The following is a 26276-nucleotide window of genomic DNA, read 5'->3' on the forward strand; positions in this document are numbered from 1 at the left end:
GCACTTTAGCGGTATTCAAAAAAATGTAATTATTCAGTGAATTGCAAAACTCTGACAATCGCCGAGAAATTGCTCCCTCTCCTGATGGAGAGGGTTGGGGAGAGGAGAATTAAACTAGCAAAATACTTCGTTTTCATCCCCTCACCCTCTCCCACTGGAGAGGGATTCTTGTACTTCGCAGTGAATAATTCCAAAAAATCAGGGACGGCTAGCGTCCCTGACTCGGCTTTGGGAAAGGCCCCCGGACTATTTACGCATGCCTAGCGCATCCGCCATTACATGATAAATCACGTTTTGTTCCAGCGTACCGCGCACCAGATAAGCGCCAGGACCGTCGGCATAGATCGCCACGTCTTCGCCGGCGTGGGTTTCCGCGCTCATCGGTACGGTGGCTTCCTGCATGTAGTTCGGATTGGTGGTATCAACCGCTGTCAAATCAGGACGCAATTTGCTGCCTGCATAAGCGGCGGCCACGGTGCCTTCGTTAGCGGGATTAAATTCCTTGCGTTGCAAACCGCCGGTCCAGCCGGGGCCGTTAGCATAGGTCAGCGTAGTGTAAGGCAAACCTAGAGAATCTTTAGTAACAACGCCGTCTACCGCGGTTTTACCCAAGATAGGGTTGCCGCGCGACGGATAACCGGCGATGGTGAATACATGGCTGTGATCGGCGGTGACCAGGATCAAGGTGTCTTCGTCGCGGGTTAGTTGTTTGGCTTTTTTCACTGCATCCGACAGTGCCACGGTATCGGTCAGCGCCCGGTAGGCATTGCCGGCGTGGTGCGCGTGGTCGATCCGGCCGGCCTCAACCATCAGGTAATAACCTTTGCGGTTTTTTTCCAGAATTTTGATGGCTTTTTCGGTCATCTCGGTCAGAGACGGTTCACCGGCGGCGTCTTGCGCGCGGTCGGCTTCATAGCGCATGTGCGAACGTTCGAACAAACCCAATAAATGATCGGTGGACGCTGGATTTACCGCGTCGAACTGGGCTTTGTTCCAGACGTAGTCGGAATTATTGTATTGCGATGTCCACTCCAAGGTCAGATCGCGGCCATCGGCGCGGCGACCTTTTTGGGTGGGGTATTCAGGGTCGGCAACGTTATTAGGCATGAAATAGCTACGACCACCGCCCAATGCCACTTCCAGACCGTCGCCGTAAGGAAATTCCAGCAACTGGCGGGCAATGTCTTTTACGGTAGCGCCGGCAGGCAGGTTGCTGTCGGCTTCCCAATCACGGTCGGCAATGTGGGCGTAATTCACGGCTGGCGTGGCGTGGGTAAAGCGCGCGGTTGTGACTACGCCGGTGGACATGCCGCGTTCTTCGGCGCGCTCCAAGATAGTTTTGACGCTGTGCGCAGCGGTGACTTCCGCACTTTTTTCGGTGCGTGAAATACCTTGCTCGACGGAAATAGCGCCGTCATTGGCTTTAATACCGGCAACCATGGCGGTGGCGGTAGGCGCGGAATCCGAAGTTTGCTGGTTAGCGCTGGCAGTAACCGAGTGAGCGATATTGTTGAATTTTTCAAATTGCAGACGGTTGAATTCGCCGTCGCGTCCGCCCATTTGGCCTTCCAAAATCCGCGCGGCGGTGACCGTGGATACGCCCATGCCGTCGCCGACGAACAAGATAACGTTTTTGGCTTTGCGCAGCTGTTCCACGTCTCTTTTATTCACCAACACCGCAGCCTCACCGGCTTTGAACCATTCAGCGCCGGATGTCGGTACCTGGCTGGTTTGCGCAGGTTTATGAGAATCGTGATGATCGCGGTCGGCATGGTCGTGGGCGACTGCGGCGACCGACAAGGTAAAACCGAAGGCGCCGACAGCGACTGCCGCCAGTTTTTGTGGATGTGTTTTTTTCATGTGTTGCCCCGAGAGCGGTTTATGGAGCGGCAACATTAGCGATTGAATATGACAAGCGCGTTACGGGATAAAACGGGAAAGCCAGCTTAGCCGATATAGCTCGGCCAAGCTGGCTTCAAGTGCGGATATTAGTCTTTACGGCCGCGTTGCATCCCCATCAAGCCCGCCAGCGCTGAGCCGAACAGCCAAACCGCGCCCGGTACCGGCACGGCCGATACTTTGTACAGCGAAGTGGTTTCACTTACCTCGTTGGCCACCGCCAGGTAACTGCCCTGGGCATTGCTGAAGAAACTCAGACCCTCGGGACCGATGTCGCCGCCGGTAAACAACATGTCCAAAAATTTCGGACTGTTCAGGTCAGTCAAATCCCAGACCATCACCGCATTAGAACGCTCCAAACCCAGGAACAACAAGTCACGGCCGTCCACTTTACCCACCACCGCAGTTTCCGGCTCAGGACCTTTGTTGTCGCTACGGCCATCGTCCCACAAGGCCTCGTAAGCCGCATTACCGGGATTCGCCGCGATCAGCGCTTTGATGGTTTGTTCCAGTTTGTCGCCGGAATCGAACACCATGGCACCATTGGCATCCAGAATCGAGAACGAGCGGGCGCCGAAGACTTGCAGTTGATCCAGGTCACCGTCGTTGTCCAAATCCCCGCTCCTGGAAACCGTTAGTCGATTCAGCTTGTCATTGTTCGTGGCCCAATCCGGTCCGTGCAAGGCTGTCATGGTGGCATTCAAGGCGGGATCGATAGTCGCTGCGCCCACCCGCACTTCTTCCGCACCGCCCGGCCAATCCTCGCGAGAGTCACCTTCGTTGGCGGTCACGTAATATTGATTGCCGTCTTTGCTAAAACTGGCGATGCCGTCGGGCATGTACATACCCATCACATTCCAGTTCTGGATATTGCCTTTCAAAGCCGCAGTGCCGGCACCGTCGCGATCCGAGACATCCAGACCGTTGCCGGCTAAATTGTGATCCTTCAAACCCAGGGCTTTAATGTCGGTGACTGTGGCGCTGGCGATGTCGATGACCGCAACCGAGTTGGCCTCTTGCAGCGTCGCAAAAGCTTTGCTGCCGTCTTGGCTAACCGCAATGTATTCCGGTTCCAGATCTTGCGCGACGCTGGCGTTCGGCCCGGTCAGACGCACGCCGCTGGCTTTCAAAGCAGCCGTCGCACCGTTGAAATTAGAGAATCCGGCCGTTTGTACCGCAAAGGTGTTGGTGTTGATAATACTCACCGAGCCTTCCGGATCGCCGCTTGGCCCCACCAAATAGCTGCTGGGCTCGCCTTCGTTAGCCACCAGCAAGCGGCTGCCGTCGGGCGTGTATGTCACTGCGTCAGGGTTGGCACCGACGGTTACGCTGTGTTGCAATGTGTAGTCAGCCGCATTGTAAAAACGCACCAACCCCGCATCGGTTTTCGTCGGCGCCGTCAAAGCAATGGCCGCTTGGCCGTTTTTCACCCGCCACGCTGTTGATCCCGCCGAACGCGCTCGTGGAAATGCTTTGCAGCAAATTGCCGTTCATATCCAACACGTCGATGCCACCTTGGCCGATATTGGCCTGATTGGCATCGGTTCCCGCTACCCACAAGCGGTTGTTAACCGCATCGAAAGAGACGATTTCCGAGCCCATGGCACTGGAACCATTGGCTGCAGTGTGGTTAAACGTCCATTGATGCGACCATTGAAAATCCGCCGCAGCGCTGGCATTGGCAGAGGCCAGCACGGCAGCGACGGCGGCGGCGATTGAAGTGAGTTTCATATAAATGCTCCTGAGGCACTATTCGTTTGGTGTTTGAAGAAAGGATGTGTAAGTACCAGCTCACCGACAGCGTCGGAACGTTAGTCTTGCGAATGGTAAATAGCCTTTATGACAGTAACGTTACGCGACAGCCGCATCGCAAACGCCCGGAAAATTGACTTGTTTCCATATTTCAATTATTGTTGAAATATGGAAAATAAAACTGCTGTTATCGCACTGGCCGCATTGGCCCAAGAATCCCGTCTGGCAATTTACCGCGCGCTGGTGCAAGCCGGCCCGGCAGGTTTGGCCGCCGGAAAAATCAGTGAAGCCACCGGCATTGCCCCGTCTTCCCTGTCGTTTCATTTGAAGGAATTGACTTACGCCAACCTGGTGAACTCGCGCAACGAAAGCCGCTTTGTGATTTATACGGCCAATTTTTCCGCGATGAACGATCTGTTGGCTTTCCTGACTGAGAACTGTTGCGACGGCCATCCCTGTCTATCGCTCTCAACCTGTTCCACCAATAACGAATCTTTACCCTCAACCCCGACCGACACTCCATCATGAACGTATTGTTTTTGTGTACCGGCAACTCCTGCCGTTCCGTCCTTGGCGAAGCCACTTTCAATCATTTGGCACCGGCCGGCTGGCGTGGCCTGAGCGCCGGCAGCAAACCCACCGGTAAAATTCATCCGCGTTCGCTGGCTTTGCTGGCCAGAGAAGGCATTTCCACCGAGGGTTATTACAGCAAGTCCTGGAATGACCTGCCGGTGACGCCGGACATCGTGCTGAGTGTGTGCGGCAATGCCGCCAACGAAACCTGCCCCGCCTACCTGGGCCCGGTCATGCGCAGCCATTGGGGCGTTGAAGATCCGGCTCACGTCGAGGGTACCGACGAGGAAATCGACGCGGCCTTCATGGTCGCGTATCGGATTCTGCGCCATCGCATTGAGCAGTTTTTTGCTTTACCGTTGGAAGAGTTAAAAAACGATCCCGAGCGTCTGAAAGCCGAACTGGATCGCATCGGCACCTTGTTGCCTTAGTTGTTAAGGAGTTTCCTTATGACCAGTATTCAAATATTTGATCCTGCATTGTGTTGCAGCACCGGCGTTTGCGGTGTGGAAGTCGATCAGCAGTTAGTGGGTTTTGCCGCCGATGTCGATTGGGCCAAACAAAACGGCGCGGACATTGAGCGCTTTAATCTGGCGCAAACCCCGTTGGCGTTTGCCGAAAACCCGGTGGTTAAAGCGTTTTTGGAGCGTTCCGGCGCCGATGCCCTACCGTTGATTTTGGTGGATGGTGAAGTCGCGTTGGCGGGCCGCTATCCGAATCGAACCGAATTGGCGCGTTGGGCGGCCATTAGCGTAGCTGAACAGTCAAGCCCATCCGGCTGTTGCAGCGGCAGCAGCTGTTGTTAACTTCTGGTGATAGCGCTGTGAACAGCGATTGCAAATTCCTCGATCAAGCGCCGCGTTTTCTGTTTTTTACCGGCAAGGGCGGTGTGGGCAAGACCTCTATCGCTTGCGCCTCGGCCGTAAAATTGGCGGATGCCGGCAGACAGGTATTGCTGGTGAGTACCGATCCGGCCTCGAACGTCGGCCAGGTATTTGGCATCGCCATCGGCAATCAGATCACCGCCATTCCGGCGGTGTCCGGCCTGGCGGCATTGGAAATCGATCCGCAAGCGGCGGCGCAAGCCTATCGCGACCGTATCGTCGGCCCGGTGCGGGGCGTGTTGCCGGACAGCATCGTTAAAGGCATAGAAGAACAGCTGTCCGGAGCCTGCACCACGGAAATTGCGGCATTCGACGAATTCACCGCACTATTAACCGACTCTGATTTGACCGCCGGCTACGACCATATCGTGTTCGATACCGCCCCGACCGGCCACACCATCCGCCTGTTGCAATTGCCGGGTGCCTGGAGCGGCTTTTTGGAGCAAGGCAAAGGCGATGCCTCTTGCTTAGGCCCCCTGGCCGGTTTGGAAAAACAGCGTAGCCAATATAAAGCCGCCGTCGACGCCTTGGCCGATCCGCAACGCAGCCGTTTGATCCTGGTCGCCCGCGCCCAACCATCGACATTGCGCGAAGTAGCCCGCACCCATGAAGAATTAGACGCCATCGGCTTAACGCAACAATATTTGGCCATCAATGGCATCTTGCCGGCAAGCGAAATCGCACAAGACCCGCTGGCGAATGCCATCTACCAACGCGAGCAACATGCTTTGGCCGACATGCCGGTAGCGTTAAATAGCCTACCGATGGACCGCATTGAATTAAAGCCCTTCAATCTGGTTGGACTGACGGCTCTCAGACAATTGCTTAGCAATGCCGCACCGCTAGCAATGCCTGACAGTGAAGTGATGCCGGCCATACCCGCGCCTGATCTATCTAAATTGGTGGACGAGATTGCCGCCGACGGTCATGGCCTGGTGATGCTGATGGGCAAAGGTGGCGTCGGCAAAACCACCCTGGCTGCCGCGTTGGCGGTGGAACTGGCACGACGCGGTTTGCCGGTGCATCTGACCACCTCCGACCCAGCCGCCAATTTAACGGACACGCTAAACGGGGCTTTGTCGGACCTGACAGTCAGCAAAATCGATCCGCATGCGGAAACCGAACGCTACCGTCAGCATGTGCTGGCCACGAAAGGCGCCAAACTGGATGAACAAGGCCGCGCCTTGCTGGAAGAAGACTTGCGCTCGCCGTGTACCGAAGAAATTGCCGTTTTCCAAGCCTTTTCCCGCATCATCCGCGAAGCCGGCAAGAAATTCGTGGTGATGGATACCGCCCCTACCGGCCATACCTTACTGCTATTGGACGCTACCGGCGCTTACCATCGCGAGGTGGCGCGGCAGATGGGCGATTCCAATCAGCATTTCACCACGCCGATGATGCAGTTGCAGGACCCGCGTCAAACCAAGGTGCTGATCGCCACTTTAGCGGAAACCACGCCGGTACTGGAAGCCGCTCATTTGCAAGACGATTTACGCCGGGCCGGCATCGAGCCCTGGGCCTGGGTGATTAACAATAGCGTGGCCGCAAGCACCGTGCATTCGTCGCTGTTACGCCAACGCGCGGCCAATGAATTGCCGGAAATCGCTGCCGTCGCCAATCGGCATGCCAGCCGCTACGCGCTGGTGCCATTGTTGCAGGACGAACCGACAGGTGTGGAACGCTTGCTGGCATTGGCCGACGGCCAAACTCCTTCTCCTTTAGTACCTACGGATCATAAAGGAGAAGGTTGAGATGAGGGGATTAAAATCAGTTATTTACATCCCTCACCCTAGCCCTCTCCCTGCGGGAGAGGGAATTTTCAGAGGTCCCCACTAAACAATGCTAGCTAATCTCCAATCTCATTCACTCTTTACCCCGGAGCAAACGCGATGAAACGCCTGCATATCCATCTCGCCGTCGATGATCTGGCAAAAAATATCGACTTTTACAGTGCACTGTTTCAAAGCGCACCGAGCGTGCGCGAAGCCGATTACGCCAAGTGGCTATTGGACGATCCGCGCGTCAATTTCGCGATTTCCAGCCGCGGCCGCCAGCCGGGGTTGGATCATTTGGGTATACAAGTCGAATCGGGTGTGGAGTTGGAAGCAGTTCAGGAAAACCTGGCCGCCGCCGAGTTGCCGGTCGCCGCGCAAAAACAAGCCAACTGCTGCTATGCCCAGTCCGACAAATACTGGGCTGTCGATCCGCAAGGCATCGCCTGGGAAGCCTTCCACTCCTTGCAAACTATTCCCTTATTTGGCGACGATCAAGTGTTGCAACTTGAACCCGCCAGCAGTTGCTGCAAACCGCCGGCAGCCGATAACGCTGCACAATAAATAGCTGACTTGGAGATTTAAATGAGCACCCCGCATTGCCCCAACACCCGCTTATCCTTTCTCGATCGCTTCCTGACCTTATGGATTTTTATTGCCATGGCGCTTGGCGTCGGCATCGGTTTTCTGTTTCCCACTGAAGTAACCGACTTCAACGCGGCGGTGTCGGTCGGCACCACCAATATCCCGATAGCCATCGGCTTGATCGTGATGATGTATCCGCCGCTGGCCAAAGTCCGTTACGAAGAACTTGGCGACGTGTTTCGCAACTGGCGGATATTGGCCGTGTCCTTGCTGCAAAACTGGTTGCTCGGCCCGGTGTTGATGTTTGTATTGGCTATCGTGTTTCTGCGCGATTATCCCGACTACATGGTGGGCCTGATCCTGATCGGCCTAGCGCGCTGTATCGCGATGGTCATCGTCTGGAACGAATTGGCCAACGGCGATAATGAATACGCGGCGGGCTTGGTGGCATTTAACAGCGTATTCCAGGTCTTGTTTTACAGCGTCTATGCCTGGTTGTTCATCACCGTGCTGCCGCCCCTGTTCGGCATGCAAGGTAGTCTGGTTGATATTACGATTGGCGAAATCGCCAAGAGCGTATTCATCTATCTGGGCATTCCATTTATCGCCGGCTTTAGCACGCGCTTTCTGTTGGTCAAAGCCAAAGGCAAGGATTGGTATCACCAGCATTTCGTCCCGAAAATCAGCCCACTGACCTTGATCGCCCTGCTGTTTACCATCGTGGTGATGTTCTCGTTAAAAGGCGATTTGATTGTGCAATTGCCGCTGGACGTGGTGCGGATTGCGATACCGCTGTTGATTTACTTCGTGGTGATGTTTTTGCTCAGCTTTTGGCTGGGTAAAGCCATCGGCGCCGGTTACGGCAAAACCACCACACTGGCGTTTACCGCCGCCAGCAATAATTTTGAATTGGCGATTGCGGTGGCGGTGGCGGTGTTTGGTATTAATAGCGGCGCGGCGTTTGCCGCGGTGATTGGACCCTTGATCGAAGTGCCGGTGATGATCGCCCTAGTCAATGTGGCTTTCTTTTTCCGTAAACAGGGGATGATTTAAAATAGCAAAACGTTTACCCAACGACTGCATTACCCCTCTTTAACCTTACAAAGGAACACGCTCATGGCTACTGATAAATCGAAAAACGATAGAAAGAAAATTGCGGTGGAAGAACCCACTTACGACCAACTGAAAAACTTTTCCCGCTTTAACGGCTTAAAAACCCGTACGGTGGTGGCGTGTATGGTGAATATCATGCTGCAAGATGAAGTGTTAAGCCGCCGTGTCGTCGAACAGTGCCTGGCTACCGACTCAGAGGAAGCCAATTAGTGTCAGCCGGATCAAAATCGCCAACAATTTTAAGCGGCGTTGATTGAAGTCAAAGCTATCAGAACAAGCCTGTTTGATAATTCAGCCAGGCATGTTCAATCGCACATGCCAACGCGGTTTTTTTGGACTCATCAGCGATTAAGTCAGGTTATGACTATGGACAATGACATTTTAATCGATCAAGCCCGGCAGCTTTATGCGGCATTGCATGCCAGACAGATTGGGCTGTTGGCTCCCAACCTTACGGCATTGGATCGCCTGGAGCGTTTGATTTTCAGTGCCTATGGCCGTTACCAGCGCCGCTTGAACCGTTGCGCACTTTGTTACCAAACCCGCACGCATGACTGTGAGCGGGAGCCCGGTAAAAAGCGTATTTCTTGCCAACGCCGCAACCCCTTCGCCGCTGTTGCCCGGTTTTAACCGGCAATATTTTGCTGTCCACGCCTGGCTTATTTGTTTAGTATTGCGCCATGGATGACGGCGAATTTGCACAGCTTCCGTGGCGGTATCGATAGGCATCGCGCGCTTGAGTTGTCTGCATTGACGCTTGGAGAGACCGGGCAGACACTTTCAGTTGGCAAGCGGAATGTATCGCCGCCGACAAGGCGTCTTGTGGAGGCGCCCCGCCAAATAACTGCCAGTGAACGATTTGAAAAATCTAGCGCCAAATTAAGAGTGGTGTGTAGATGGCCTTTGATTTTTCAATTGCAATGGGACACAACGATTCAACAACTGCCCAGAACTCGACGATGAATAGTTTTATTCGATCCGTACTTGCAGAGGCGGACTATAAACCGGAAAGGCTCTTGCAGATGCTAAGGGCCGTGCAGGCGCAGTACCTGCATATTCCCAACTCGGCTATCGAACAATTGGCCGCAGCCCTGCATATTCCCCGTACGCAGATTATTGCCGTCGCGGAATTCTATAGTTTCTTGCACCTGACACCACAGGGCCGTTACGACATTCATATCAGCGATTCGATTACCGACCGGATGCTAGGCAAGGAAAAACTGCTGAATTACCTGGCGGAAAAGTTGCACGTCAAAGTGGGTGAAGTCCGCGCGGACGGGCTGGTCAGTTTGAATAATACCTCCTGCACCGGCATGTGCGACCAAGGCCCGGCCGGTTTGGTTAACGGCTATGCGTTGACCCGTCTGGACCCTGCCAGAATCGATGTCATCGCCAAACTGATCGAACAACAAGCGCCGTTAAGCGATTGGCCACCGGAGTTCTTTGCGGTGGAAGAGCCGCTCCGCAAACCCGGCCTGTTGCTCAACCAGCCATTCGAAAACGGCGCGGCGATAAGGGCGACCTTTGCCCGCGGCCTGACGGAAACCCTGGCGGAAGTGGACAGTTCCAATCTGCGCGGCCGCGGCGGTGCCGGCTTTAAAACCGCGTTGAAATGGCGGACCTGCGCTCAACAAACTGCTACGCCGCACTACGTGATTTGCAACGCCGACGAGGGCGAACCCGGTACGTTTAAGGACCGGATGCTGCTCGATCTGTATGCCGACCAAGTCTTTGAAGGCATGACCTTGTGCGCGGCGATTATTGGTTCGGATCAAGGCTTACTGTATTTGCGCGCGGAATATTTATTTCTCTACGAACAATTACAACGGGTGTTGAAACGCCGCCGCGATAACGGATTGCTAGGGCGCAATATTCTCGGCCACAGCGGCTTTGATTTTGACATCGAAATCCGCATGGGCGCCGGTGCCTATATCTGCGGCGAAGCGTCCGCGCAAATCGAGTCGCTGGAAGGCAAGCCCGGTATACCTCGGGTTAAGCCGCCCAACTCGGTAATCTGCGGCTATCAACGCAAACCTACCGTGGTGGACAACGTCGAAACGTTTTTCGCCGCCACCCACATCGCCATACAAGGCGGGCAATGGTTTGCGGAAGTCGGCACCCCGCAATCCACCGGCAGCAAACTGCTCAGCATCAGCGGCGACTGCGCGCGACCAGGCATTTACGAATACCCGTTCGGCACATCAATTGAAGAGATTTTGCAAGACTGCGGTGCGGATGACGTGCTGGGTGTGCAAGTCGGCGGGCCGTCCGGCACCTTTATTTCCAATAAGGAATTGCAACGGCGCATAGCCTTCGAGGACCTGTCCACCGCCGGCTCGTTTATGGTGTTCAACAACAGCCGCAATATTTTCGACATCGTGCAAAACTTTACCGATTTCTTTGCCCATGAAAGCTGCGGCTTTTGCACGCCGTGCCGGGTCGGCACCACACTGTTGAAAAATCAGCTGCGGAAAATTGTCGAAGGCAACGGCGCTGCGGTCGACCTGGAAGAACTCAACGAGATATGCCTGGTCGTCAAAAACAACAGCCATTGCGGTTTGGGGGATTCGGCCGCCAATCCGATTCTAAGTACCCTGGCCAGCTATCCGGAGCTGTATCTTAAGCAATTAAAGCAGAGCAGTTTTACCCCGGGTTTTGACTTGGACGCCACCCTGGCCGTGGCCCGCCGTATGGCACAGCGCGACGACGACGCAGCGCATTTATCGCAAGTGGAGAATTGAGATGAGCGGCACTCTTTGCATCGACGGCATCGCCGTACCGTTCAGCGACGGCCAAACCATTATCGAGGCGGCGCGCACCGCCGGCGTCTACATTCCGTATCTATGCCACCGGCCCGGCTACGCGCCTTACGGCAGTTGCAAACTCTGTACGGTTAAAGTCAACGGCCGCACCAATACCGCCTGCACCCTGCCGGCTGCCGACGGCCAAACCGTCATCAGCAACAGCCCCGACCTGCAACACGACCGCCAGCGCATCACGCAGATGCTGTTCGTGGAAGGCAACCATTTCTGTCCTTCTTGCGAAAAATCCGGCAATTGCCAGTTACAGGCCGTGGCCTACCATCAGAACATGCTGGACAACCACTACCCGCATTTTTATGCGCAGCGGGAGCTGGACGCCTCGCACCCGGATATTTTGATCGACCACGACCGCTGCATTTTCTGCAATCTGTGCGTACGCGCCAGCAAGGAAAAAGACGGCAAGGAGGTGTTCGGCATTGCCGGGCGCGGCATCCACAAACGCCTGGTCATCAACTCGCCTAGCGGCAAGCTGAAAGACAGCGAGATTAGTGTCGACGACGAGGCCGCCCATGTCTGCCCGACCGGCGCGATTCTGATCAAACGCAGCGCCTATCTGGCACCGATTGGTGAACGTATCTACGACGGGCGACCCATCAGCGAAGTCGCCTGCGAAAAGGCGGTTATCAAAGCCGGCGAGGCCAGCGGCTACCCAAGCTGCGACCCGACCAAGCTGGCGGAGTCAGCTCAGCAGAACGGTGGCCCGGACTCCCACTACGCGGCGACCATGCCGCCCGCTCCGGATATCAAACATGGCCGCTAAGATTAAAATCGCCACCACATCCTTGGCTGGCTGCTTCGGCTGCCATATGTCCTTTCTGGATATTGACGAGCGTTTGCTGAAATTGGCGGATGTCGTCGAATTCGACCGCTCACCGCTCACCGACATCGAGCATTGCGGCCCGTGCGACATCGGCCTGATCGAAGGCGGGGTTTGCAATTCTGAAAACGTGCATGTGCTGCGCGAGTTTCGCAATAACTGCAAAATTCTGATCGCCGTCGGCGCTTGCGCCATCAACGGCGGCCTACCGGCGCTGCGCAACTTTTTCAAGCTGGAAGACTGCCTGCTGGAAGCCTACCAGGACGGCATCGGCGTGGACAATCCGCAGATACCCAGCGACCCGGAATTGCCTTTGCTGCTGGACAAAGTGCGGCCGGTCCACGAGATCGTCAAGATCGATTATTTTATGCCCGGCTGTCCGCCGTCCGCCGATGTGTTTTGGCACTACCTCAGCGCATTGATCGAAGGCCGCGACCCGACTTTACCTTACGAGTTAGTCCATTACGACTAACGGAGGAACCCCGTGTACGAATATCTTGAAACCGCCGATCCGGCCTTGGTCGAAGCCGGCAAGTTAAAACGGGTCGCTGTCGATCCGGTTTCCCGCGTGGAAGGCCACGGCAAAGTCACGCTGCTGCTCGACGAAAACAATCAAGTCCAGCAAGCCCGCCTGCACATCGTCGAATTTCGCGGCTTCGAAAAATTCATCCAGGGCCGCCCTTACTGGGAGCTACCGGTCATGGTGCAGCGCTTGTGCGGCATCTGCCCGGTCAGCCACCATCTGGCCGCAGCCAAAGCCATCGACCAGTTGGTCGGCGTCGATCCGACCAATTTGCCGCCGGCGGCGGACAAGTTGCGGCGCTTATTGCATTTCGGCCAGGTGTTGCAATCGCACGCTTTGCATTTTTTCCACCTATCCAGCCCGGATTTATTGTTCGGTTTTGAAAGCGAGATCGGCAAACGCAGCATCGTCGCCGTGTTGGCGGATTATCCGGATATTGGCCTGCAAGGCGTAAAACTGCGCAAATACGGCCAGGAAGTGATCCGCATGGTCTGCGGCAAGCGCATCCACGGCACCGGCGCGATACCGGGTGGCATGAACAAAGCGCTGAGCACCGACGAGCGCGATTATCTGAAACAAGACATCGGCCAAATCGTGAGTTGGGCGCAAGGCGCTTTGCAACTGGTCACAAAAGTCCACACCTCCAACCTGCCCTATTACGACGACTTCGCCACCATCCGCAGCAACTACCTGAATTTGACCAAACCTGACGGTGCGCTGGAGCTTTATCACGGCGGGATTAGGGTGAAAAACCCGCAAGGCGAAACCCTGGTCGACCACTACGACTACTGCGACTATCCGGAGTTGATCCGCGAAGAAGTCCGTTCCTGGACTTATATGAAATTCCCCTACCTGACGGCGCAGGGTAAAGCCGATGGCTGGTATCGGGTGGGACCGTTGGCGCGCGTCAACAATTGCGATTTTATCGACACGCCACTGGCGGAAGCCGCCCGCGTCGAATTCAAGCAACACGGCGGCGCAACCATGGTACACAGCACGCTGGCCTTTCATTGGGCGCGGATGATCGAATTGCTACATTGCGCAGAAAGCATCCAAACCTTGCTGGACGATCCGGATTTGCTGAGTAACGACCTGGTCGCCAAAGGCGAAAAGCGCTACGAAGGCATAGGTGTGATCGAAGCGCCGCGCGGCACCCTGTTTCATCATTACCAAATCGACGAAAACGACATTGTCACCAAAGCCAATCTGATCGTCTCCACCACCAGCAACAACACGGCGATGAACGAGTCTGTGCGGCAAGTCGCGGCGGAATATTTGTCCGGCCGCGAATTGACCGAGCCTTTGCTGAATAATCTGGAAGTGGCGATTCGCGCCTACGACCCTTGCCTATCCTGCGCCACGCATGCGGTCGGCAAGATGCCCTTGCAGTTGGAATTGGTCGACGCGGACGGCAAGTTGGTGGACAAACTGGTGCGACACAGCAGCGGCGAATTCATTCACGGTAGCGCGTGACAAAACCCATCCTGGTGTTCGGTTACGGCAACCCCAGCCGTGGCGACGACGCCGTCGGCCCTTTGCTTTTGGATTATCTGGCCGAGCATCTGGACCTGAGCAATATCGAATTGCTCAGCGATTTTCAGTTACAAATCGAACATGCGCTGGATATACAAGGCCGTGAATTGGTGGTGTTTGTGGACGCAGCGGTAGATTGCCCGGAAAGTTTCACCTTTACCCCGTTAACCCCAGCCCAAGACCACAGTTACTCCAGCCATGCGCTGAGCCCAGCCGCGCTGCTGTCAGTCTATGCAGCCGTCGGCAAACAAGCACCGCCACCCTGCTATTTATTAAGCATTCAAGCTGAAGCCTTCGAACTGGGCAGCGGGTTAAGCGAACGCTGCGCGGCTAATTTAATAGAGGCTTGTCGGTTTATAACCGAGTTTCTGAAACAAAGGCCGTCTCGCGAGTTACCCTCTGTTGCAAAGCGGGGAATAAACAGCTCCAACGCTTAACTTATAGACATCGAAGGTTGTAACTACCGGCAGCGGCTCTATGGCAATCGGTCCATTCGCTATCACCGAACACGTAAAAAAACGGCTGTTTCGAATCGTTAAATTGCTGCAAGCGCAATGGGTACAGCTCGTCCTTACAAGGTAGGCTCCGAATCTGTTTAATCGTGGACTTTTAGAGATCCCCATAAACCATTCGGGTTTCAACTATACTTACGAGACAACGCCGAGAACGCAATACCGGGTGTGAGGCCCGCCCGTTTGCCCACCGGGACAGCGGAGAGCGGGGCGCTTGCAATTGCCAAGAATCAAACTCTAGAGGGTGCAACCATGCTGGTGGACGAAGGCGAAAAAATCAAGGTTCTAGTCAGAGAGTTCTTTAAAAAAGGCCATAAATCCAGTAACAAGCTTTACGACGTGGACCTTGCCGGGCATGCCGTTCTAGTGAGTATGAGCGCAAAAGGCAAGACCCGATATCAGCAAGCGCGCGAGTCTGGCAAACACAGGCTCAACGGCAGCACATCGCACTTGGACTTGGCCGAGAAATTGGTCAAGATGACTATTGCGGATCGATCAGGCAACTGCGAAGAGATGGCAGTCTTGAGCGCTTATTACGCTAAGAAAATCTACAATATCAAACGCGACTTACTCTATATCTGCTACGTTCACGACAAAGGCGACCACGCCTTTTGCCTGGTTTCCCAGGAAGCAATCCCCGATTCGGCGCAAGACTATGCTTCGATGGCCGATTTCACCAAACGCAAGATCGCCCAATCCTGGCTAATCATCGACCCCTGGCTGAATACCGTTTGTTACGCATCCGACTACCTGACCAAAAGCGGCGAGAAACTTGAGAAATGGGCCTCGGAAGGCAAGCGCGTGGCTTGGATGAACGGCTCTCAAGGCCCCGGTTGGTATGTGCCAAACGGCGAATACAAGACCGAGTTCGGCAAAGCGCCGGTGTTGTTGGACCCTTTCTAGCCGCCCCCTCTAACTGCAATAGCGGCCAACTGCATTGCGACGAAAGCGCAGGTTCAGCGAGCTATGGCAGCCCAATCGGCCAATCATCTCTCCGGCCATCATTGATCAAGTCTCGTCAAGTCGCCGGCTTGCACCGAAATCAACACGTTATTGAGCGGCATCACCGGTCCTAAATCGGTTTAATTGGGCGGCATGCGACATGAAAGCTGCCATGAAATCTTCCGCCGATTCGAACAGAAAATGGCACATTGTGTCGACTGTCAGGATGCGGGAGCAGCTGCCGAGCCACTTTTGCCTTGGCGTAATCAACTGGTTCAGAGTTTGTTTAACAACTCCGCGCCGCCAATCTCGGTAAGCCACTGCGCCGGCATATCGTCCTTCAACGCTATCCCCGAAAAACCCAGTTGCAGCGCCTGCTTGCTCAAATAAACCAGTTTGGATGCGGCAGCACTGTAGTTCAGGCCGGCGGGCGGGCGAATATTGGAGATGCAGTTGCGCTCGGCGTCTGTGTTGCCGGCTTGCGGGGCGTAGGTGAGGTAAATCCCCAGACTGTCTGCGGCGCTTAGACCGGGCCGCTCGCCGACGATGATTACCGCCAGGCGCGCGTTCAATAATTCACCGATTTCGTCGGCCAAGGCCACCCGACCATTGGGCACCAAACACACCGGCCCCAGTCGCAGATTGCTGGCCAGGTAAGCGTCAGCGATGGCCCCGAGCAACGGCAAGCCGTGCGCATCCAGTGCAGCGGATGACAAGCCATTACTGACAATCAAGGCAACGTCGATTGCAGATTGCTTGCTCGCCATCAGTTGTTCCCGGCTGTCCGGTGCCAGGCAACGCCCCCAATCGGGACGTTGCAGATACTGGGCGCGGCTGACGACCGGTGTCGCGAGTACCAGCGGCTCCAAATCCATGCTTTCCAAGCCTTCGGCAAATGCTGCCACATCCCAAACTTGATGCACCGCATCCCGCGCAGCCGCGTGGGCCAATTGAAATTCCAGTAGCGCTGCCGTCGGCAGGCTGCAACCAGCCCGGCCTTGCGCAATTCTGGCCTGGGTAAATTGCCGTAAGGTAATCCAAGGATCATTCATCGTTAAGCCCTCGTCAAGCCACGAAAGTTGGCCAGCAGTGGCGTGGCGTTCCGCGTAGCGGCCAACTGGTTTTGACCGTCGAAAATACCCATCCGCTGCAACCAAGCCTCGAACTCCGGCGCCGGCCGCAAGCCCAATACTTGTCGTAGGTACAACGCATCGTGAAACGAGGTACTTTGATACGCCAGCATCACGTCGTCGGCACCGGGGATGCCCATTATAAAGTTGCAGCCGGCCACGCCCAGCAGCGTCAGTAGGGTATCCATATCGTTCTGATCGGCCTCGGCATGATTGGTGTAACAAATATCACAGCCCATCGGCACACCCAACAGCTTGCCGCAAAAATGATCCTCCAGACCGGCGCGGATGATTTGCTTGCCGTCGTAGAGATATTCCGGACCGATGAAGCCGACAACAGTGTTGACCAAGAGCGGATCAAACGCCCTGGCGACCGCATAAGCCCGCGCTTCGCAGGTTTGCGCATCGATACCGTGATGGGCATTGGCGGATAAGGCACTACCCTGCCCGGTTTCGAAATACATCAACTGCTGGCCGGCACTCGCACGGCCCAAATTTTCCGCCATGGCCTTCGCTTCGCGGAGCATTGCCAGATCGATACCGAAACTGCAATTGGCCGCTTCGGTACCGGCGATAGATTGAAACAGCAAATCCAGCGGCGCACCGCGCCGCATCAACTCCATGCTGGTAGTCACGTGGGCCAGTACGCAGGATTGGGTGGGAATTTGGTACTGAGCGATGATCTCGTCCAGCAAATTTAACAAGGTGTGGACGTTGTGCAGATTGTCGGTGGCAGGATTGATGCCGATCACCGCATCGCCGCTGCCGTAGAGCAAGCCATCCAAAATACTTGCCGCAATGCCGCGCGGATCGTCGGTCGGATGATTGGGTTGCAGGCGGGTAGATAAGCGGCCCGGCAAGCCGATCGTGCTGCGAAAGCGGGTAACCACCTGGCAACGGCGCGCCACGGCAATCAAATCCTGGTTGCGCATGATTTTGCTGACCGCGGCCACCATTTCCGGCATCAGCCCGGCCGAGATTGCCGCCAAATCATTCTGCTCGGTTAACAGCCAATCGCGAAACTCGCCCACACTTAAACTCGCAATCGGCACAAACGCTTGCGCATCGTGCCGTTCCAGAATCAAGCGCGAGACTTCATCCAGTTCCGGCGCAATCAAAGGCTCTTCGATAAACCGCCTTAAGGGTACGTCGGCCAAAACTCGCTGAGCAACAGCCCGCTCCACTTCGGAATCCGCCGCCAAACCGGCCAACTCATCCGCTGCCCGGCGCGGCGTAGCCTTGGCCAGCAAGGTACGCAAATCGCGAAAATGAAAGCTTTTGCCGTGTGCGGTTGCGGAATATTTCATCAGTCGGGCAGCTTACGATGGGGTAAAACGCGAGAATACGACAAGTTTGTGACTATTATGTGACATAGCCGGCAGCAGACCTTTAGTTACCATCAAGTCATTTGCCTGCAATATTTGGCTCGTACCGTAGCGAGAATTCGCTGCCAATTCCAACGGCAAACGGCTGGCAACCCATAAACACGCAGAGGCGACGCAGATGACCACCCTATCCCTCAAGCAACTCAACCGTTCCATCTATTTCATTGCGTTGGCCCTGTCGCTAGGCCTACGCTCCGTTACCTTAGCCGCCGAACCACTTACCGCCGATGTGTTGATCGTCGGCGCCGGCCTGTCGGGTTTGAGTGCGGCCTATCATTTAAAGAAAGCCGGCAAAACCGCCGTGATTTTGGAAATGAGTCCGCGTGTTGGCGGCCGTATCCGCACCGCTACTTACCCGGACGGCACGCATGCCGAAGTGGGTCTGGAAGAGTTTTGGGAAAATAACCCGGCTGTCGAGATTTTCCGGGATTTACATGTGCCGATGGAAACGGCTTACAGCAGTTTTTCCAGTTTTTATTACCAGGGCAAGCTGTATCCGTTTACGCAAAATACCAACCAGGAGTTTCTGGCATCGGTGCTGGATAGCGGCGAATTGCAAGCCTATCAACGCTGGGACGCCAAAATGGCCGAGCTTTACCGGCAATTGAGTTTACGACCCTTGCCCCAGGCAATGCTGGCGCTGCAAGAAATTTCCTTCGCCGACTGGATCGAAAGCACCAGCGGCCTCTCACCCAAGGCTCAAGAACTGGTGCGCATTGAAACCGAACCGGAATACGCCACCTCCTGGCGAAAAATCAGCGCGCTGGACGGCATTGCCGAATGGCATTATTTTTCCGGCGACGGTCTCGCGCCACGCCATGTAGTCGGCGGCAATCAACGCGCCGTGCGGGCGCTGGCCGATTTTATCGGCCGGGACCGCATCCTGCTCAACCAGCAAGTCACTCATATCACCGCCACCGATAAAAATGTGGAAGTGCTTACGTCCGACCAAAGCAGTCTGCGGCAAAAGCTATTCCGCGCCAAATACGTGATCACTGCCATTCCATTATTCCGGCTCAACGACATTCAGTTCGCTCCGCCGTTGAGCGCCGAGCGAAAACAGGCTATCCAAACCCAATCGGCCGGCGCCTACTTTACGGCGCACGTCACGGTGGATAAGGCCGCCAGCAGCTTCTGGACCCGCGACGGCGACAGCATATTGCCGATTATGACCGACAGTCCTTTGGGGGTAATTTATGAGGGCGGATCAAAATCCGGCGCCGATGCGCTGTTGAATTTATTGTTAGCGGTGCGGACGCAGAACGGTTTAACTCGCGGATGAGCGATCCGGACCAGATTCGAGAAGCTTTGCTGGCGGCGTTTGACAAACAGTGGCCGGGCTTCCGGGAGTCGGTCAAACGGATGAATTTTTACCGTTACCATCCGCGCGCGATAGCATCATGGCCGGTCGGCCGGTCACGCTTCGATAGCCTGTCTGAGTCGTTAAGAAAACCGCAGGGCCGCGTCTATTTTGCCGGAGACTTTACCGAGGACAGCCACTCCAACGGCGCCAGCCAATCGGCAATACGCGCGGTTAAGGACATTTTGCAAAAACGCGATTAACCCGCGTTTGGCAGTTTAGCGCCGGATGACATCCGCTACGCATGCGGTCGGCAAATTGCCGACAGTTTCTGCACATGCCGCCACGCTGTTATACAATATGCAACAAAACCGTCACAATTAAGGTACACCATGTTCTCTCTACAAACCATCTTTGGCAAAGGCGATAAATTTTATGGATTGCTTGAAGCTAGTGCGGAATCGGCACACGCCTCGGCCAAAGCCTTGATAGAACTGCTAAGCACACCCACCACCCAACAGTCATTAGAAAAATTTAAACAGGCACGGCGCCGGGAAAAGAATTTATTCGGCCAAATCAGCGAGGAATTAGTCAATACCTTTGTGACCGTCCTGGACCGCGAGGATATCGAAGCCCTAAACGGCGCGCTGTATAAGATTCCGAAAGTCGTCGAAAAATTTGCCGAGCGTTATACGCTGGCATCGGAGCGGATCGGCGATGTCGATTTCAACAGCCGCGCTGTCATGCTGGAACAAGCCTGCCAAGTTTTGGAACAAATGGTTGGTCAACTGCGCAAAGGCATGGATTTGGACGAAGTCAAAAGACTCAACGATCAACTGCAAACGATTGAAGCGGAAGCCGACGAACAGATACTTGAGCTGTATCGCGACGTCTACGCCAACGAAACCGATCCGATCCGTTATCTGGTAAAAACCAATTTGTTCGAAATCCTGGAAAAAGCCATTGACCGCTGTCGCGATGCCGGCAACGTGGTTTACCACATCGTATTAAAAAATTCTTAGTGGCTCCGTCATGCTGACATTGCTTTTGCTGGTCATTCTGGCGGCACTGATATTCGAGTTCGTCAACGGTTTCCACGACACGGCCAACTCGATTGCCACGGTAGTCGCCACCAAAGTATTAACCCCCACCCAGGCGGTGATCCTGGCTGCCGTGACCAATCTGGTCGGCGCCTTATCCGGCACCGCGGTAGCCAAAACCATTTCCTCAGGGCTGGTCGATACCGGCATGGTGACGATTACCTCCGAAGTGTTGATTTGCGCACTGACCGGGGCGATTATCTGGAATCTGATCACCTGGGCCTTGGGCTTGCCCTCTTCTTCCAGCCACGCCTTGATCGGCGGCTTATGCGGCGCAGCTCTGGCGGCGGGGCACAATAATCCCGATGTGTTGATATGGTCGAAAACCGCATTGGTGTGGACCGAAAACAAAGGCCTGCTCTGGAAAGTGGTGATCCCGATGATCAGCTCGCCAATTGCCGGCTTCACCTTGGGCATTTTGATCATGGGTTTGTTGATGGCGATCATCAGCGGCATGAATTCCGCCGGCGGTGTCATGGCGCAAATCTCCCGGCCGAGATGGATCAATGCGCTGTTCGGAAAAGCACAATTGCTATCGGCCGGTTATATGGGCTTTGCCCACGGCAGTAACGATGCACAAAAAACCATGGGCATCATTGCGCTGGCCATTTTTGCGGCCAATAACGCCGGCACGCTCGATCAGCTGCCCAGTTGGGCGGAGTTCCTGCGTCCGGACGGCGGCGAAAAAGACATCGACACCTGGATCGTGTTCAGTTGCGCCTTGATCATGGCGCTCGGCACGTCGGTGGGCGGCTGGCGGATTATCAAGACCCTTGGCCACAAAATGGTCAAACTGCACCCAATCAACGGCTTCGCGGCGGAAACCAGCTCCGCCACCATTCTATTGGCCGCCGCACATTTCGGCATGCCGGTTTCCACCACGCATAGTATCTCTACAGCAATCATGGGTGTCGGTTTTGCCAAAAATCCCTATACCCTGAAACTTTCCGTGATCGAACGGATTGTTTGGGCCTGGGTTCTGACGATTCCCGCCGCCGGCGGCATAGCCTGGGGCATGGTGAGTTTATTGCCGCTGTTGCAGTAAGCCGCTAATTTGACTATCAGCTTCATCATTGACTATGCAAATTCCCAGGGTAATCTGTCTGACGAGGGAAACTAATGTTGTAAAAACCTTATTCTTGTAGCCCGTCCAAAAAATCATTAGTCACCCCACTGAAGTAACAAGGCTTTTTCCTAAACGAAAGGTGGCTGAAATGATGAGAGAAATACTGGAAGTCGTAATGCTGTTGGGCTTGATGGGTGGCCTGTTTTTCGTTAAACACGAGTTTGAGAAAGACAAGCAGGAAAGACTGAACGACGGCAAACCCGAACCGAGAGAATGAGTTAAAGACAAAGACGCTGCCAGGCAACTTAAAGGCAGAGTTAATTCAAAAAATTATCAGTGCCTAGCTTGCCTAACAGATACCGCGTTTTGCTAACGAATTATCTGTGCTTAATCCGGATACTTGCAACGAATCGTCCCGAATCCCAAGAAGCCACTCAGCGATAAGACTGAGACTCATGGCGGAACTCGTTGAGTTGCCGTTCGTGATAGTAAAGATCATCCCGAGCCCGATCTCGGTTACGCCGCAGTTGACTTATATCGTTACGAATTCTGGCCCGGTCTTTGTCGTTTAACTTGTTATCCCCCAAGCTGATTTCTTTGCTGGAAAGTTCGTTATCTATCCTATCCAGTTCGGCGCGTTCTCTATGTACAGCGTAAGCCGCTGCGTGGTAACGGCTGAATACACCATCAATCGATGGCGGGCAAACATGGCGGTAATCATGGCCTTGCAATCCCACTTCAAAAGCGTTATCGATACGACAGTATTCTCTTATACCCTGTTCGCGGCCAGCAAAATACTGCGAATCATTCACCGCCACACCGTATTCGGAGCATGCTTTTCGGTGTTCGCTCAACCGCTCACTCGCCTCTCCAGAACGGCCGTCTTGAACCCCTAAACCAAACCAATCACCCCGCTTGCAGTCTTGTTGGCTAAGCGTTGCACAGCCGGTAAAAAACACAACACATAAATACCCCGTTAAGCGCTTCACCATGATTTTGTCTTCCCAATAAAGATTCACCGCACCGCCAGAACAGCCGCAATGGCTTGAAGCCCCAGGTATCCTGAAACTGAACTGGAATCGCTGGAAATTATAGTCAACATTGAAAATTAGACGAACAGATGCGGGCCCACGGCAAAATCGATTCAGGCCAAAATGCCAATGACTACTACCGGGAAAGTTGGGATGGCTGCCAGTCAAAACCATTAACTGAAAGCCCTAAAGACCGCGAATTTAGAACTGCAACACGCCATGGCCTCTACAGAATGCGGCAGAGGCTGTTCAGCGCGCTATTTAGAGATTATTTCCAACGGCGGTTGAATGTCCGACCGTAAATAGATAAGCGCAATCGATAAAGCGTGATCGTTACGACGCCGGATTCATCGCGATGGCAACCGAATCCAGGGTGCGTAAGATCTTCAAAAAAGACATGGTAACGTTTAAGTTGCAGCTCTGCCGTCATCGTATTTCTGAACCTATTGTGCTGTGAAGACGCAGCCACTATAGGCCTAAAAATAAGGGATTTTTTGATCTACAACAATCATTAGCGTAATCCTATACCTACGCGACAGCCAATCCAAAACCGGGCGCTTTACTTCTGGCGTGAGCATGGCCGATGACCGTAGAGCTTTGAGATCGTTCTAATGAGAAGCCCAATGCTGGCGAATAGTGTCCGCATGTGCCATCAAATCATTAAACGCTTGAACACAATCTCGATGGTAAGGATGTCTTTTGTTATTCACCGGGTGGCTCAAGTCTTCCATCAATTCGTTAACCACTTGTTCAATCTCCAAAAGCTCCATCGGCTTCTTGTTGAAAAATTCGCTCATTTTCCTGACTCATATTTTTATTTATTTGAAGCTTTAGCTTACAAATACCTTATGACATCAATGTGACAAAAAGCGAGTTCAACAGCATTTACAAAAATTCCTAGCACTTGAGCAAAATGCATAAGTCCTTCGTTCGATGTTACAAACCCAGGTTATTACCATGCATTCGGAACGACGCAGCGTTAGATCATGGCTGCTAAATTCGCCATAGCCCGCGCGACTATCTCGCCTTGATGATTGATGTTGTCGATAATCTGCTGCACGGTACGGGTATCAGTAACGGCTTTGGCATGCGGATTCACAGCTTTCAGGTCGAAAACGGCGGCGTCGATGTCGCTGGCTTTGGCCTGGGCTTCGCGGACGGCTTTTTCCGTGGTTTTAATCGCGTCTTCAGCGGCGGCGATTTTGTCCTTGCCGGCTTTGTCGCGTTTGAATGCCTTCAAGGTTTCCCGTAACGGCAATAGTTCTTCGGTTAGCCGGTTGGCTTCGTCGATAAAGGGCTGTAGGTCTGCGCGGGCTTTTGCGCGGCGGGCGGCGAAATCGACCGTCCAGGAAAAATCGCTGTCGGCTTCCGGCGTGCCGTGTTTCGCCAGCAAACGGGCAAACGACGGGAAGAGCTTGTCGTTATTTTCTTCCACCGCCAGCCAGTCGGCGGTCAGTGTGGACGGCAATTCGGCATCGCTCAATAGGCCGCCGTGTCGATCAAAACCGAAATGCGCCAACGTCATCGGCGACTTTTTACCGACTTTGACTTGCGACAAGTCGTAATACCAAATGCGCTCGGTTTTGCTACCTTTGCGGAAAAACAGCAGGTTGGTTTTAACGCCCGCGCCGGCGGTGGAAAACACCCCGCCCGGCAAACTGACGATGCACCACAAATCGCATTCATCCACCAATTTACGTTTGGTTTCCACGAAAGCGCTTTCGTTGGTGCGGAACAGCAAACCCTCGTCCAGCACGATACCGCAGCGCCCGCCCGGCTTACCGTCCAGCGGCGCTTTCAATTCTTCCAGGATATGCTGCACAAACAACACTTGCGTGGAGCCGGTTTCAAAATCGTAGTTTTTCTGCGCGTCCGTGCCTTCCTTGCCGCCAAACGGCGGATTGGTCAGGATCACATCAAAGGTTGCCGGCGCGTGTTCTAATAAACCGTCGTAGGTTTGTTTAGCAGTCAGCGTGTTGCCGTGCCAGAGATTGGGCTGATCGATGCCGTGCAAAATCAGGTTGGCTAAGGCGATGGGGAATACCAGATTTTCCTTTTCCCGACCGAAAAACGTATCGTGCTTCAGCGTTTCCAACACCGTCGAGGCCGGCGATTGCCCTAGTTGATAGGCGATATGCTCGTAAGCCACCGCCAAAAAGCCGCCGGTGCCGCAACAGGGGTCGTACACCGTTTCGCCCGGCTGCGGATCGAGCACATTCACCATCGCCCGAATCACTTCGCGCGGCGTGAAAAACTGGCCGCCGTCCGAGTTCTTTTCGCCCATTTTCAGCAGCAAATCTTCATAGACTTGCGACAGGGTAAAGAAATGGGTGTCGTCGATATGATCGATGTGGATTTCATGCACCTTGTCGAAAATGTCGCACAGATTGGTTTCGCTATCCACGCGCACCTTTTCCACCGCCGTCATGATACGGCCAATCACGCGCTGCTTCGGGCTGGCGCTGGCGTTAGGCAGTTGAGTGCGCGGGTCGACATCCAGCCGATGCAAATGCGGCAGCAATTGGTTATTGATGAAATCGAACAAACTGCCTTCACCGGCTTCGAACAAGGCTTGCCGCTTCCAACCAAACCGATAACCTTCCGGCGTTTTCGGCGCATCCGGCTTATCGGAATACGGCGCGGCCCAATCCTGCCAGCGATACGGCGCCCGCAAAGCCGGCGAATAGTCGTTGCCCAAGGCTTCGGCTTGTTCCAGGGCTTTTTGCTCCTGGGCATCGAGAATGCGCAAAAACAGAATCCAGGTCAGTTCAGGCACATATTGCAAGGCGCTGGCGCAATTGGAACGGCGCATTACGTCGCAAATGGCTTTGACGAAAGACGACAGCGATTGCGTGGAGGCGATGGCTTTGGGGGCTTTGGCGCGGCGTGCCGATTTAACTTTTTCAAGCATGTTTTTTCTCACCACAACGTCGCGACGGGATACTGGCTAATCAGACTATCGGCAGTCAAAATAACCAAATCATGTGCCATCGCTTGGCATATCAACATGCGATCAAAAGGATCGCGGTGCAAGGTTGGCAAGCGACTTAATTGGAAAACGGCCTTTTCATCCAGCGGCAAATAATCGATCAAATGGTCGCGGCATTGTTGGCGAACAAACGCTTCGGGTGCCGGAGGTAGTGGCAACTTTCCCAACTGATGCTTGACCAACACTTCCCAAATCGACACGCTACTTAACAACACCGTGTTATCAGGATCTTGAAACACGGTCTTGGCCTTTTCGCTCAATGCCGCGTCATCGCTGGCCAACCAGAGAAAAGCACAGGTATCCAATAAAACTTTCACTTAGCGCCCTTCAAATTCATCCAGCAAATCCGCTGGTAACGGTGCAAAAAAACTATCCGGCACTTTAAAACTGGCTTTGGCCAGGCCTATGGGACGTCGTTGTCCGGTAGCGGCAGGCTGCGATGCTTCTCGCTCCAAACCCAGTCGAAAGTAATGCACCAAATCGTAAATCTCGCCCAGCTTATCGCTGGGAATTTGTTTGATTTCTTCAATCAGCTGTTGTTGCAACAT

At 54.3% G+C, this 26276-nt stretch carries 29 protein-coding genes; 19 read left to right on the plus strand and 10 right to left on the minus strand.

Features of this window, described 5'->3' with window-relative positions; genetic code table 11:
- Positions 1-246: 246 nt before the first annotated feature.
- The 3 genes from CWO84_RS02655 to CWO84_RS02665 all read right to left on the minus strand — a co-directional run bounded on the left by CWO84_RS02655 (position 247) and on the right by CWO84_RS02665 (position 3630).
- Positions 247-1860, minus strand: a complete 1614-nt coding sequence (locus tag CWO84_RS02655) for an alkaline phosphatase (protein WP_101051718.1) — start codon at positions 1858-1860, stop codon at positions 247-249.
- 128 nt (positions 1861-1988) lie between these two features.
- Positions 1989-3329 (minus strand): choice-of-anchor I family protein, encoded by a 1341-nt coding sequence (locus tag CWO84_RS02660; RefSeq protein ID WP_165786260.1) that lies wholly within the window; start codon positions 3327-3329, stop codon positions 1989-1991.
- Positions 3247-3630 (minus strand): hypothetical protein, encoded by a 384-nt coding sequence (locus CWO84_RS02665; RefSeq protein ID WP_101051721.1) that lies wholly within the window; start codon positions 3628-3630, stop codon positions 3247-3249. Before CWO84_RS02665 ends, CWO84_RS02660 begins: the two co-directional genes overlap by 83 nt.
- Before the next feature lie 189 nt (positions 3631-3819).
- Between CWO84_RS02665 and CWO84_RS02670 the strand changes: the two genes are divergently transcribed.
- From CWO84_RS02670 to CWO84_RS02735, 14 genes are all read left to right on the plus strand, one after another.
- Positions 3820-4179 carry a metalloregulator ArsR/SmtB family transcription factor gene (locus CWO84_RS02670; RefSeq protein ID WP_101051722.1) on the plus strand — a complete coding sequence of 120 codons (360 nt, stop codon included), beginning with the start codon at positions 3820-3822 and terminating at the stop codon, positions 4177-4179.
- The gene (locus tag CWO84_RS02675; protein ID WP_101051724.1) at positions 4176-4655 is read left to right on the plus strand and encodes an arsenate reductase ArsC; all 480 of its coding nucleotides are present in this window, start codon (positions 4176-4178) and stop codon (positions 4653-4655) included. The genes CWO84_RS02670 and CWO84_RS02675 overlap by 4 nt, the downstream gene beginning before the upstream one ends.
- Before the next feature lie 18 nt (positions 4656-4673).
- A complete protein-coding gene (arsD, locus tag CWO84_RS02680) occupies positions 4674-5030 on the plus strand; it encodes an arsenite efflux transporter metallochaperone ArsD (RefSeq protein WP_101051725.1) in 357 nt (118 codons plus the stop codon).
- Positions 5031-5047: 17 nt separating this feature from the next.
- On the plus strand, positions 5048-6859 hold the full coding sequence (arsA, locus tag CWO84_RS02685) for an arsenical pump-driving ATPase (RefSeq protein WP_101051758.1): 1812 nt from the start codon (positions 5048-5050) through the stop codon (positions 6857-6859).
- A gap of 138 nt (positions 6860-6997) precedes the next feature.
- The gene (locus tag CWO84_RS02690) at positions 6998-7444 is read left to right on the plus strand and encodes an ArsI/CadI family heavy metal resistance metalloenzyme (protein WP_101051726.1); all 447 of its coding nucleotides are present in this window, start codon (positions 6998-7000) and stop codon (positions 7442-7444) included.
- Between the two features lie 21 nt (positions 7445-7465).
- Positions 7466-8518: an ACR3 family arsenite efflux transporter gene (gene arsB / locus CWO84_RS02695; protein WP_101051727.1), complete on the plus strand. Its 1053-nt coding sequence runs from the start codon at positions 7466-7468 to the stop codon at positions 8516-8518.
- Positions 8519-8581: 63 nt separating this feature from the next.
- Complete coding sequence (locus CWO84_RS02700; RefSeq protein WP_101051728.1) at positions 8582-8788, plus strand: hypothetical protein; 207 nt, start codon at positions 8582-8584, stop codon at positions 8786-8788.
- Between the two features lie 156 nt (positions 8789-8944).
- A complete protein-coding gene (locus tag CWO84_RS02705; protein WP_101051729.1) occupies positions 8945-9208 on the plus strand; it encodes a hypothetical protein in 264 nt (87 codons plus the stop codon).
- 329 nt (positions 9209-9537) lie between these two features.
- Positions 9538-11319 (plus strand): NAD(P)H-dependent oxidoreductase subunit E, encoded by a 1782-nt coding sequence (locus CWO84_RS02710; RefSeq protein WP_101051730.1) that lies wholly within the window; start codon positions 9538-9540, stop codon positions 11317-11319.
- Between the two features lies 1 nt (position 11320).
- Positions 11321-12160 carry a 2Fe-2S iron-sulfur cluster-binding protein gene (locus tag CWO84_RS02715; RefSeq protein ID WP_101051731.1) on the plus strand — a complete coding sequence of 280 codons (840 nt, stop codon included), beginning with the start codon at positions 11321-11323 and terminating at the stop codon, positions 12158-12160.
- Entirely contained in the window at positions 12150-12689 is a 540-nt protein-coding gene (locus CWO84_RS02720) for an NADP oxidoreductase (protein WP_101051732.1), read from the plus strand. Before CWO84_RS02715 ends, CWO84_RS02720 begins: the two co-directional genes overlap by 11 nt.
- Before the next feature lie 12 nt (positions 12690-12701).
- Positions 12702-14213 (plus strand): Ni/Fe hydrogenase subunit alpha, encoded by a 1512-nt coding sequence (locus CWO84_RS02725; protein WP_101051733.1) that lies wholly within the window; start codon positions 12702-12704, stop codon positions 14211-14213.
- On the plus strand, positions 14210-14710 hold the full coding sequence (locus CWO84_RS02730; protein WP_101051734.1) for a hydrogenase maturation protease: 501 nt from the start codon (positions 14210-14212) through the stop codon (positions 14708-14710). The genes CWO84_RS02725 and CWO84_RS02730 overlap by 4 nt, the downstream gene beginning before the upstream one ends.
- A gap of 327 nt (positions 14711-15037) precedes the next feature.
- Complete coding sequence (locus CWO84_RS02735; protein ID WP_101051735.1) at positions 15038-15688, plus strand: hypothetical protein; 651 nt, start codon at positions 15038-15040, stop codon at positions 15686-15688.
- A 314-nt stretch (positions 15689-16002) separates the two neighbouring features.
- Here CWO84_RS02735 and eutC read toward each other — a convergent pair whose 3' ends face one another.
- Both eutC and CWO84_RS02745 read right to left on the minus strand, forming a co-directional pair.
- Positions 16003-16779, minus strand: coding sequence for an ethanolamine ammonia-lyase subunit EutC (eutC, locus tag CWO84_RS02740; protein WP_101051736.1), 777 nt, complete (start codon positions 16777-16779; stop codon positions 16003-16005).
- A gap of 2 nt (positions 16780-16781) precedes the next feature.
- Positions 16782-18164 (minus strand): ethanolamine ammonia-lyase subunit EutB, encoded by a 1383-nt coding sequence (locus CWO84_RS02745; protein ID WP_101051737.1) that lies wholly within the window; start codon positions 18162-18164, stop codon positions 16782-16784.
- 196 nt (positions 18165-18360) lie between these two features.
- Between CWO84_RS02745 and CWO84_RS02750 the strand changes: the two genes are divergently transcribed.
- From CWO84_RS02750 to CWO84_RS25120, 5 genes are all read left to right on the plus strand, one after another.
- Positions 18361-19524: an FAD-dependent oxidoreductase gene (locus CWO84_RS02750; RefSeq protein ID WP_276308139.1), complete on the plus strand. Its 1164-nt coding sequence runs from the start codon at positions 18361-18363 to the stop codon at positions 19522-19524.
- Positions 19521-19805, plus strand: a complete 285-nt coding sequence (locus tag CWO84_RS25115; protein ID WP_276308140.1) for an FAD-dependent oxidoreductase — start codon at positions 19521-19523, stop codon at positions 19803-19805. Before CWO84_RS02750 ends, CWO84_RS25115 begins: the two co-directional genes overlap by 4 nt.
- A 129-nt stretch (positions 19806-19934) precedes the next feature.
- Positions 19935-20564: a hypothetical protein gene (locus tag CWO84_RS02755; RefSeq protein ID WP_033157920.1), complete on the plus strand. Its 630-nt coding sequence runs from the start codon at positions 19935-19937 to the stop codon at positions 20562-20564.
- Between the two features lie 10 nt (positions 20565-20574).
- Complete coding sequence (locus tag CWO84_RS02760) at positions 20575-21687, plus strand: inorganic phosphate transporter (RefSeq protein ID WP_033157921.1); 1113 nt, start codon at positions 20575-20577, stop codon at positions 21685-21687.
- Between the two features lie 169 nt (positions 21688-21856).
- Positions 21857-21985 carry a hypothetical protein gene (locus tag CWO84_RS25120; protein WP_256438968.1) on the plus strand — a complete coding sequence of 43 codons (129 nt, stop codon included), beginning with the start codon at positions 21857-21859 and terminating at the stop codon, positions 21983-21985.
- Positions 21986-22142: 157 nt separating this feature from the next.
- On the opposite strand, the gene CWO84_RS02765 is transcribed toward CWO84_RS25120, so the two are convergent.
- The 5 genes from CWO84_RS02765 to CWO84_RS02785 all read right to left on the minus strand — a co-directional run bounded on the left by CWO84_RS02765 (position 22143) and on the right by CWO84_RS02785 (position 26276).
- A complete protein-coding gene (locus CWO84_RS02765) occupies positions 22143-22727 on the minus strand; it encodes a DUF2799 domain-containing protein (protein ID WP_051670197.1) in 585 nt (194 codons plus the stop codon).
- Positions 22728-23347: 620 nt separating this feature from the next.
- Complete coding sequence (locus CWO84_RS02770) at positions 23348-23536, minus strand: hypothetical protein (RefSeq protein WP_033157922.1); 189 nt, start codon at positions 23534-23536, stop codon at positions 23348-23350.
- Positions 23537-23718: 182 nt separating this feature from the next.
- Complete coding sequence (locus tag CWO84_RS02775) at positions 23719-25650, minus strand: N-6 DNA methylase (RefSeq protein WP_033157923.1); 1932 nt, start codon at positions 25648-25650, stop codon at positions 23719-23721.
- An 8-nt stretch (positions 25651-25658) separates the two neighbouring features.
- Positions 25659-26045 (minus strand): type II toxin-antitoxin system VapC family toxin, encoded by a 387-nt coding sequence (locus tag CWO84_RS02780; protein WP_101051739.1) that lies wholly within the window; start codon positions 26043-26045, stop codon positions 25659-25661.
- Positions 26046-26276, minus strand: a complete 231-nt coding sequence (locus tag CWO84_RS02785) for a hypothetical protein (RefSeq protein WP_033157925.1) — start codon at positions 26274-26276, stop codon at positions 26046-26048.

It is taken from the genome of Methylomonas sp. Kb3, assembly GCF_002834115.1.
GTDB lineage: Bacteria > Pseudomonadota > Gammaproteobacteria > Methylococcales > Methylomonadaceae > Methylomonas > Methylomonas defluvii.

Excerpts from the sequence above, each read along its gene's own strand:
- CWO84_RS02655 (WP_101051718.1), bottom strand. The coding sequence starts at position 1,860 with ATGAAAAAAACACATCCACAAAAACTGGCGGCAGTCGCTGTCGGCGCC.
- CWO84_RS02665 (WP_101051721.1), bottom strand. The coding sequence starts at position 3,630 with ATGAAACTCACTTCAATCGCCGCCGCCGTCGCTGCCGTGCTGGCCTCT.
- CWO84_RS02670 (WP_101051722.1), top strand. The coding sequence starts at position 3,820 with ATGGAAAATAAAACTGCTGTTATCGCACTGGCCGCATTGGCCCAAGAA.
- CWO84_RS02675 (WP_101051724.1), top strand. The coding sequence starts at position 4,176 with ATGAACGTATTGTTTTTGTGTACCGGCAACTCCTGCCGTTCCGTCCTT.
- arsD (WP_101051725.1), top strand. The coding sequence starts at position 4,674 with ATGACCAGTATTCAAATATTTGATCCTGCATTGTGTTGCAGCACCGGC.
- CWO84_RS02690 (WP_101051726.1), top strand. The coding sequence starts at position 6,998 with ATGAAACGCCTGCATATCCATCTCGCCGTCGATGATCTGGCAAAAAAT.
- arsB (WP_101051727.1), top strand. The coding sequence starts at position 7,466 with ATGAGCACCCCGCATTGCCCCAACACCCGCTTATCCTTTCTCGATCGC.
- CWO84_RS02700 (WP_101051728.1), top strand. The coding sequence starts at position 8,582 with ATGGCTACTGATAAATCGAAAAACGATAGAAAGAAAATTGCGGTGGAA.
- CWO84_RS02705 (WP_101051729.1), top strand. The coding sequence starts at position 8,945 with ATGGACAATGACATTTTAATCGATCAAGCCCGGCAGCTTTATGCGGCA.
- CWO84_RS02710 (WP_101051730.1), top strand. The coding sequence starts at position 9,538 with ATGAATAGTTTTATTCGATCCGTACTTGCAGAGGCGGACTATAAACCG.
- CWO84_RS02715 (WP_101051731.1), top strand. The coding sequence starts at position 11,321 with ATGAGCGGCACTCTTTGCATCGACGGCATCGCCGTACCGTTCAGCGAC.
- CWO84_RS02720 (WP_101051732.1), top strand. The coding sequence starts at position 12,150 with ATGGCCGCTAAGATTAAAATCGCCACCACATCCTTGGCTGGCTGCTTC.
- CWO84_RS02735 (WP_101051735.1), top strand. The coding sequence starts at position 15,038 with ATGCTGGTGGACGAAGGCGAAAAAATCAAGGTTCTAGTCAGAGAGTTC.
- eutC (WP_101051736.1), bottom strand. The coding sequence starts at position 16,779 with ATGAATGATCCTTGGATTACCTTACGGCAATTTACCCAGGCCAGAATT.
- CWO84_RS02745 (WP_101051737.1), bottom strand. The coding sequence starts at position 18,164 with ATGAAATATTCCGCAACCGCACACGGCAAAAGCTTTCATTTTCGCGAT.
- CWO84_RS02750 (WP_276308139.1), top strand. The coding sequence starts at position 18,361 with ATGACCACCCTATCCCTCAAGCAACTCAACCGTTCCATCTATTTCATT.
- CWO84_RS25115 (WP_276308140.1), top strand. The coding sequence starts at position 19,521 with ATGAGCGATCCGGACCAGATTCGAGAAGCTTTGCTGGCGGCGTTTGAC.
- CWO84_RS02755 (WP_033157920.1), top strand. The coding sequence starts at position 19,935 with ATGTTCTCTCTACAAACCATCTTTGGCAAAGGCGATAAATTTTATGGA.
- CWO84_RS02760 (WP_033157921.1), top strand. The coding sequence starts at position 20,575 with ATGCTGACATTGCTTTTGCTGGTCATTCTGGCGGCACTGATATTCGAG.
- CWO84_RS25120 (WP_256438968.1), top strand. The coding sequence starts at position 21,857 with ATGATGAGAGAAATACTGGAAGTCGTAATGCTGTTGGGCTTGATGGGT.
- CWO84_RS02770 (WP_033157922.1), bottom strand. The coding sequence starts at position 23,536 with ATGAGCGAATTTTTCAACAAGAAGCCGATGGAGCTTTTGGAGATTGAA.
- CWO84_RS02775 (WP_033157923.1), bottom strand. The coding sequence starts at position 25,650 with ATGCTTGAAAAAGTTAAATCGGCACGCCGCGCCAAAGCCCCCAAAGCC.
- CWO84_RS02785 (WP_033157925.1), bottom strand. The coding sequence starts at position 26,276 with ATGTTGCAACAACAGCTGATTGAAGAAATCAAACAAATTCCCAGCGAT.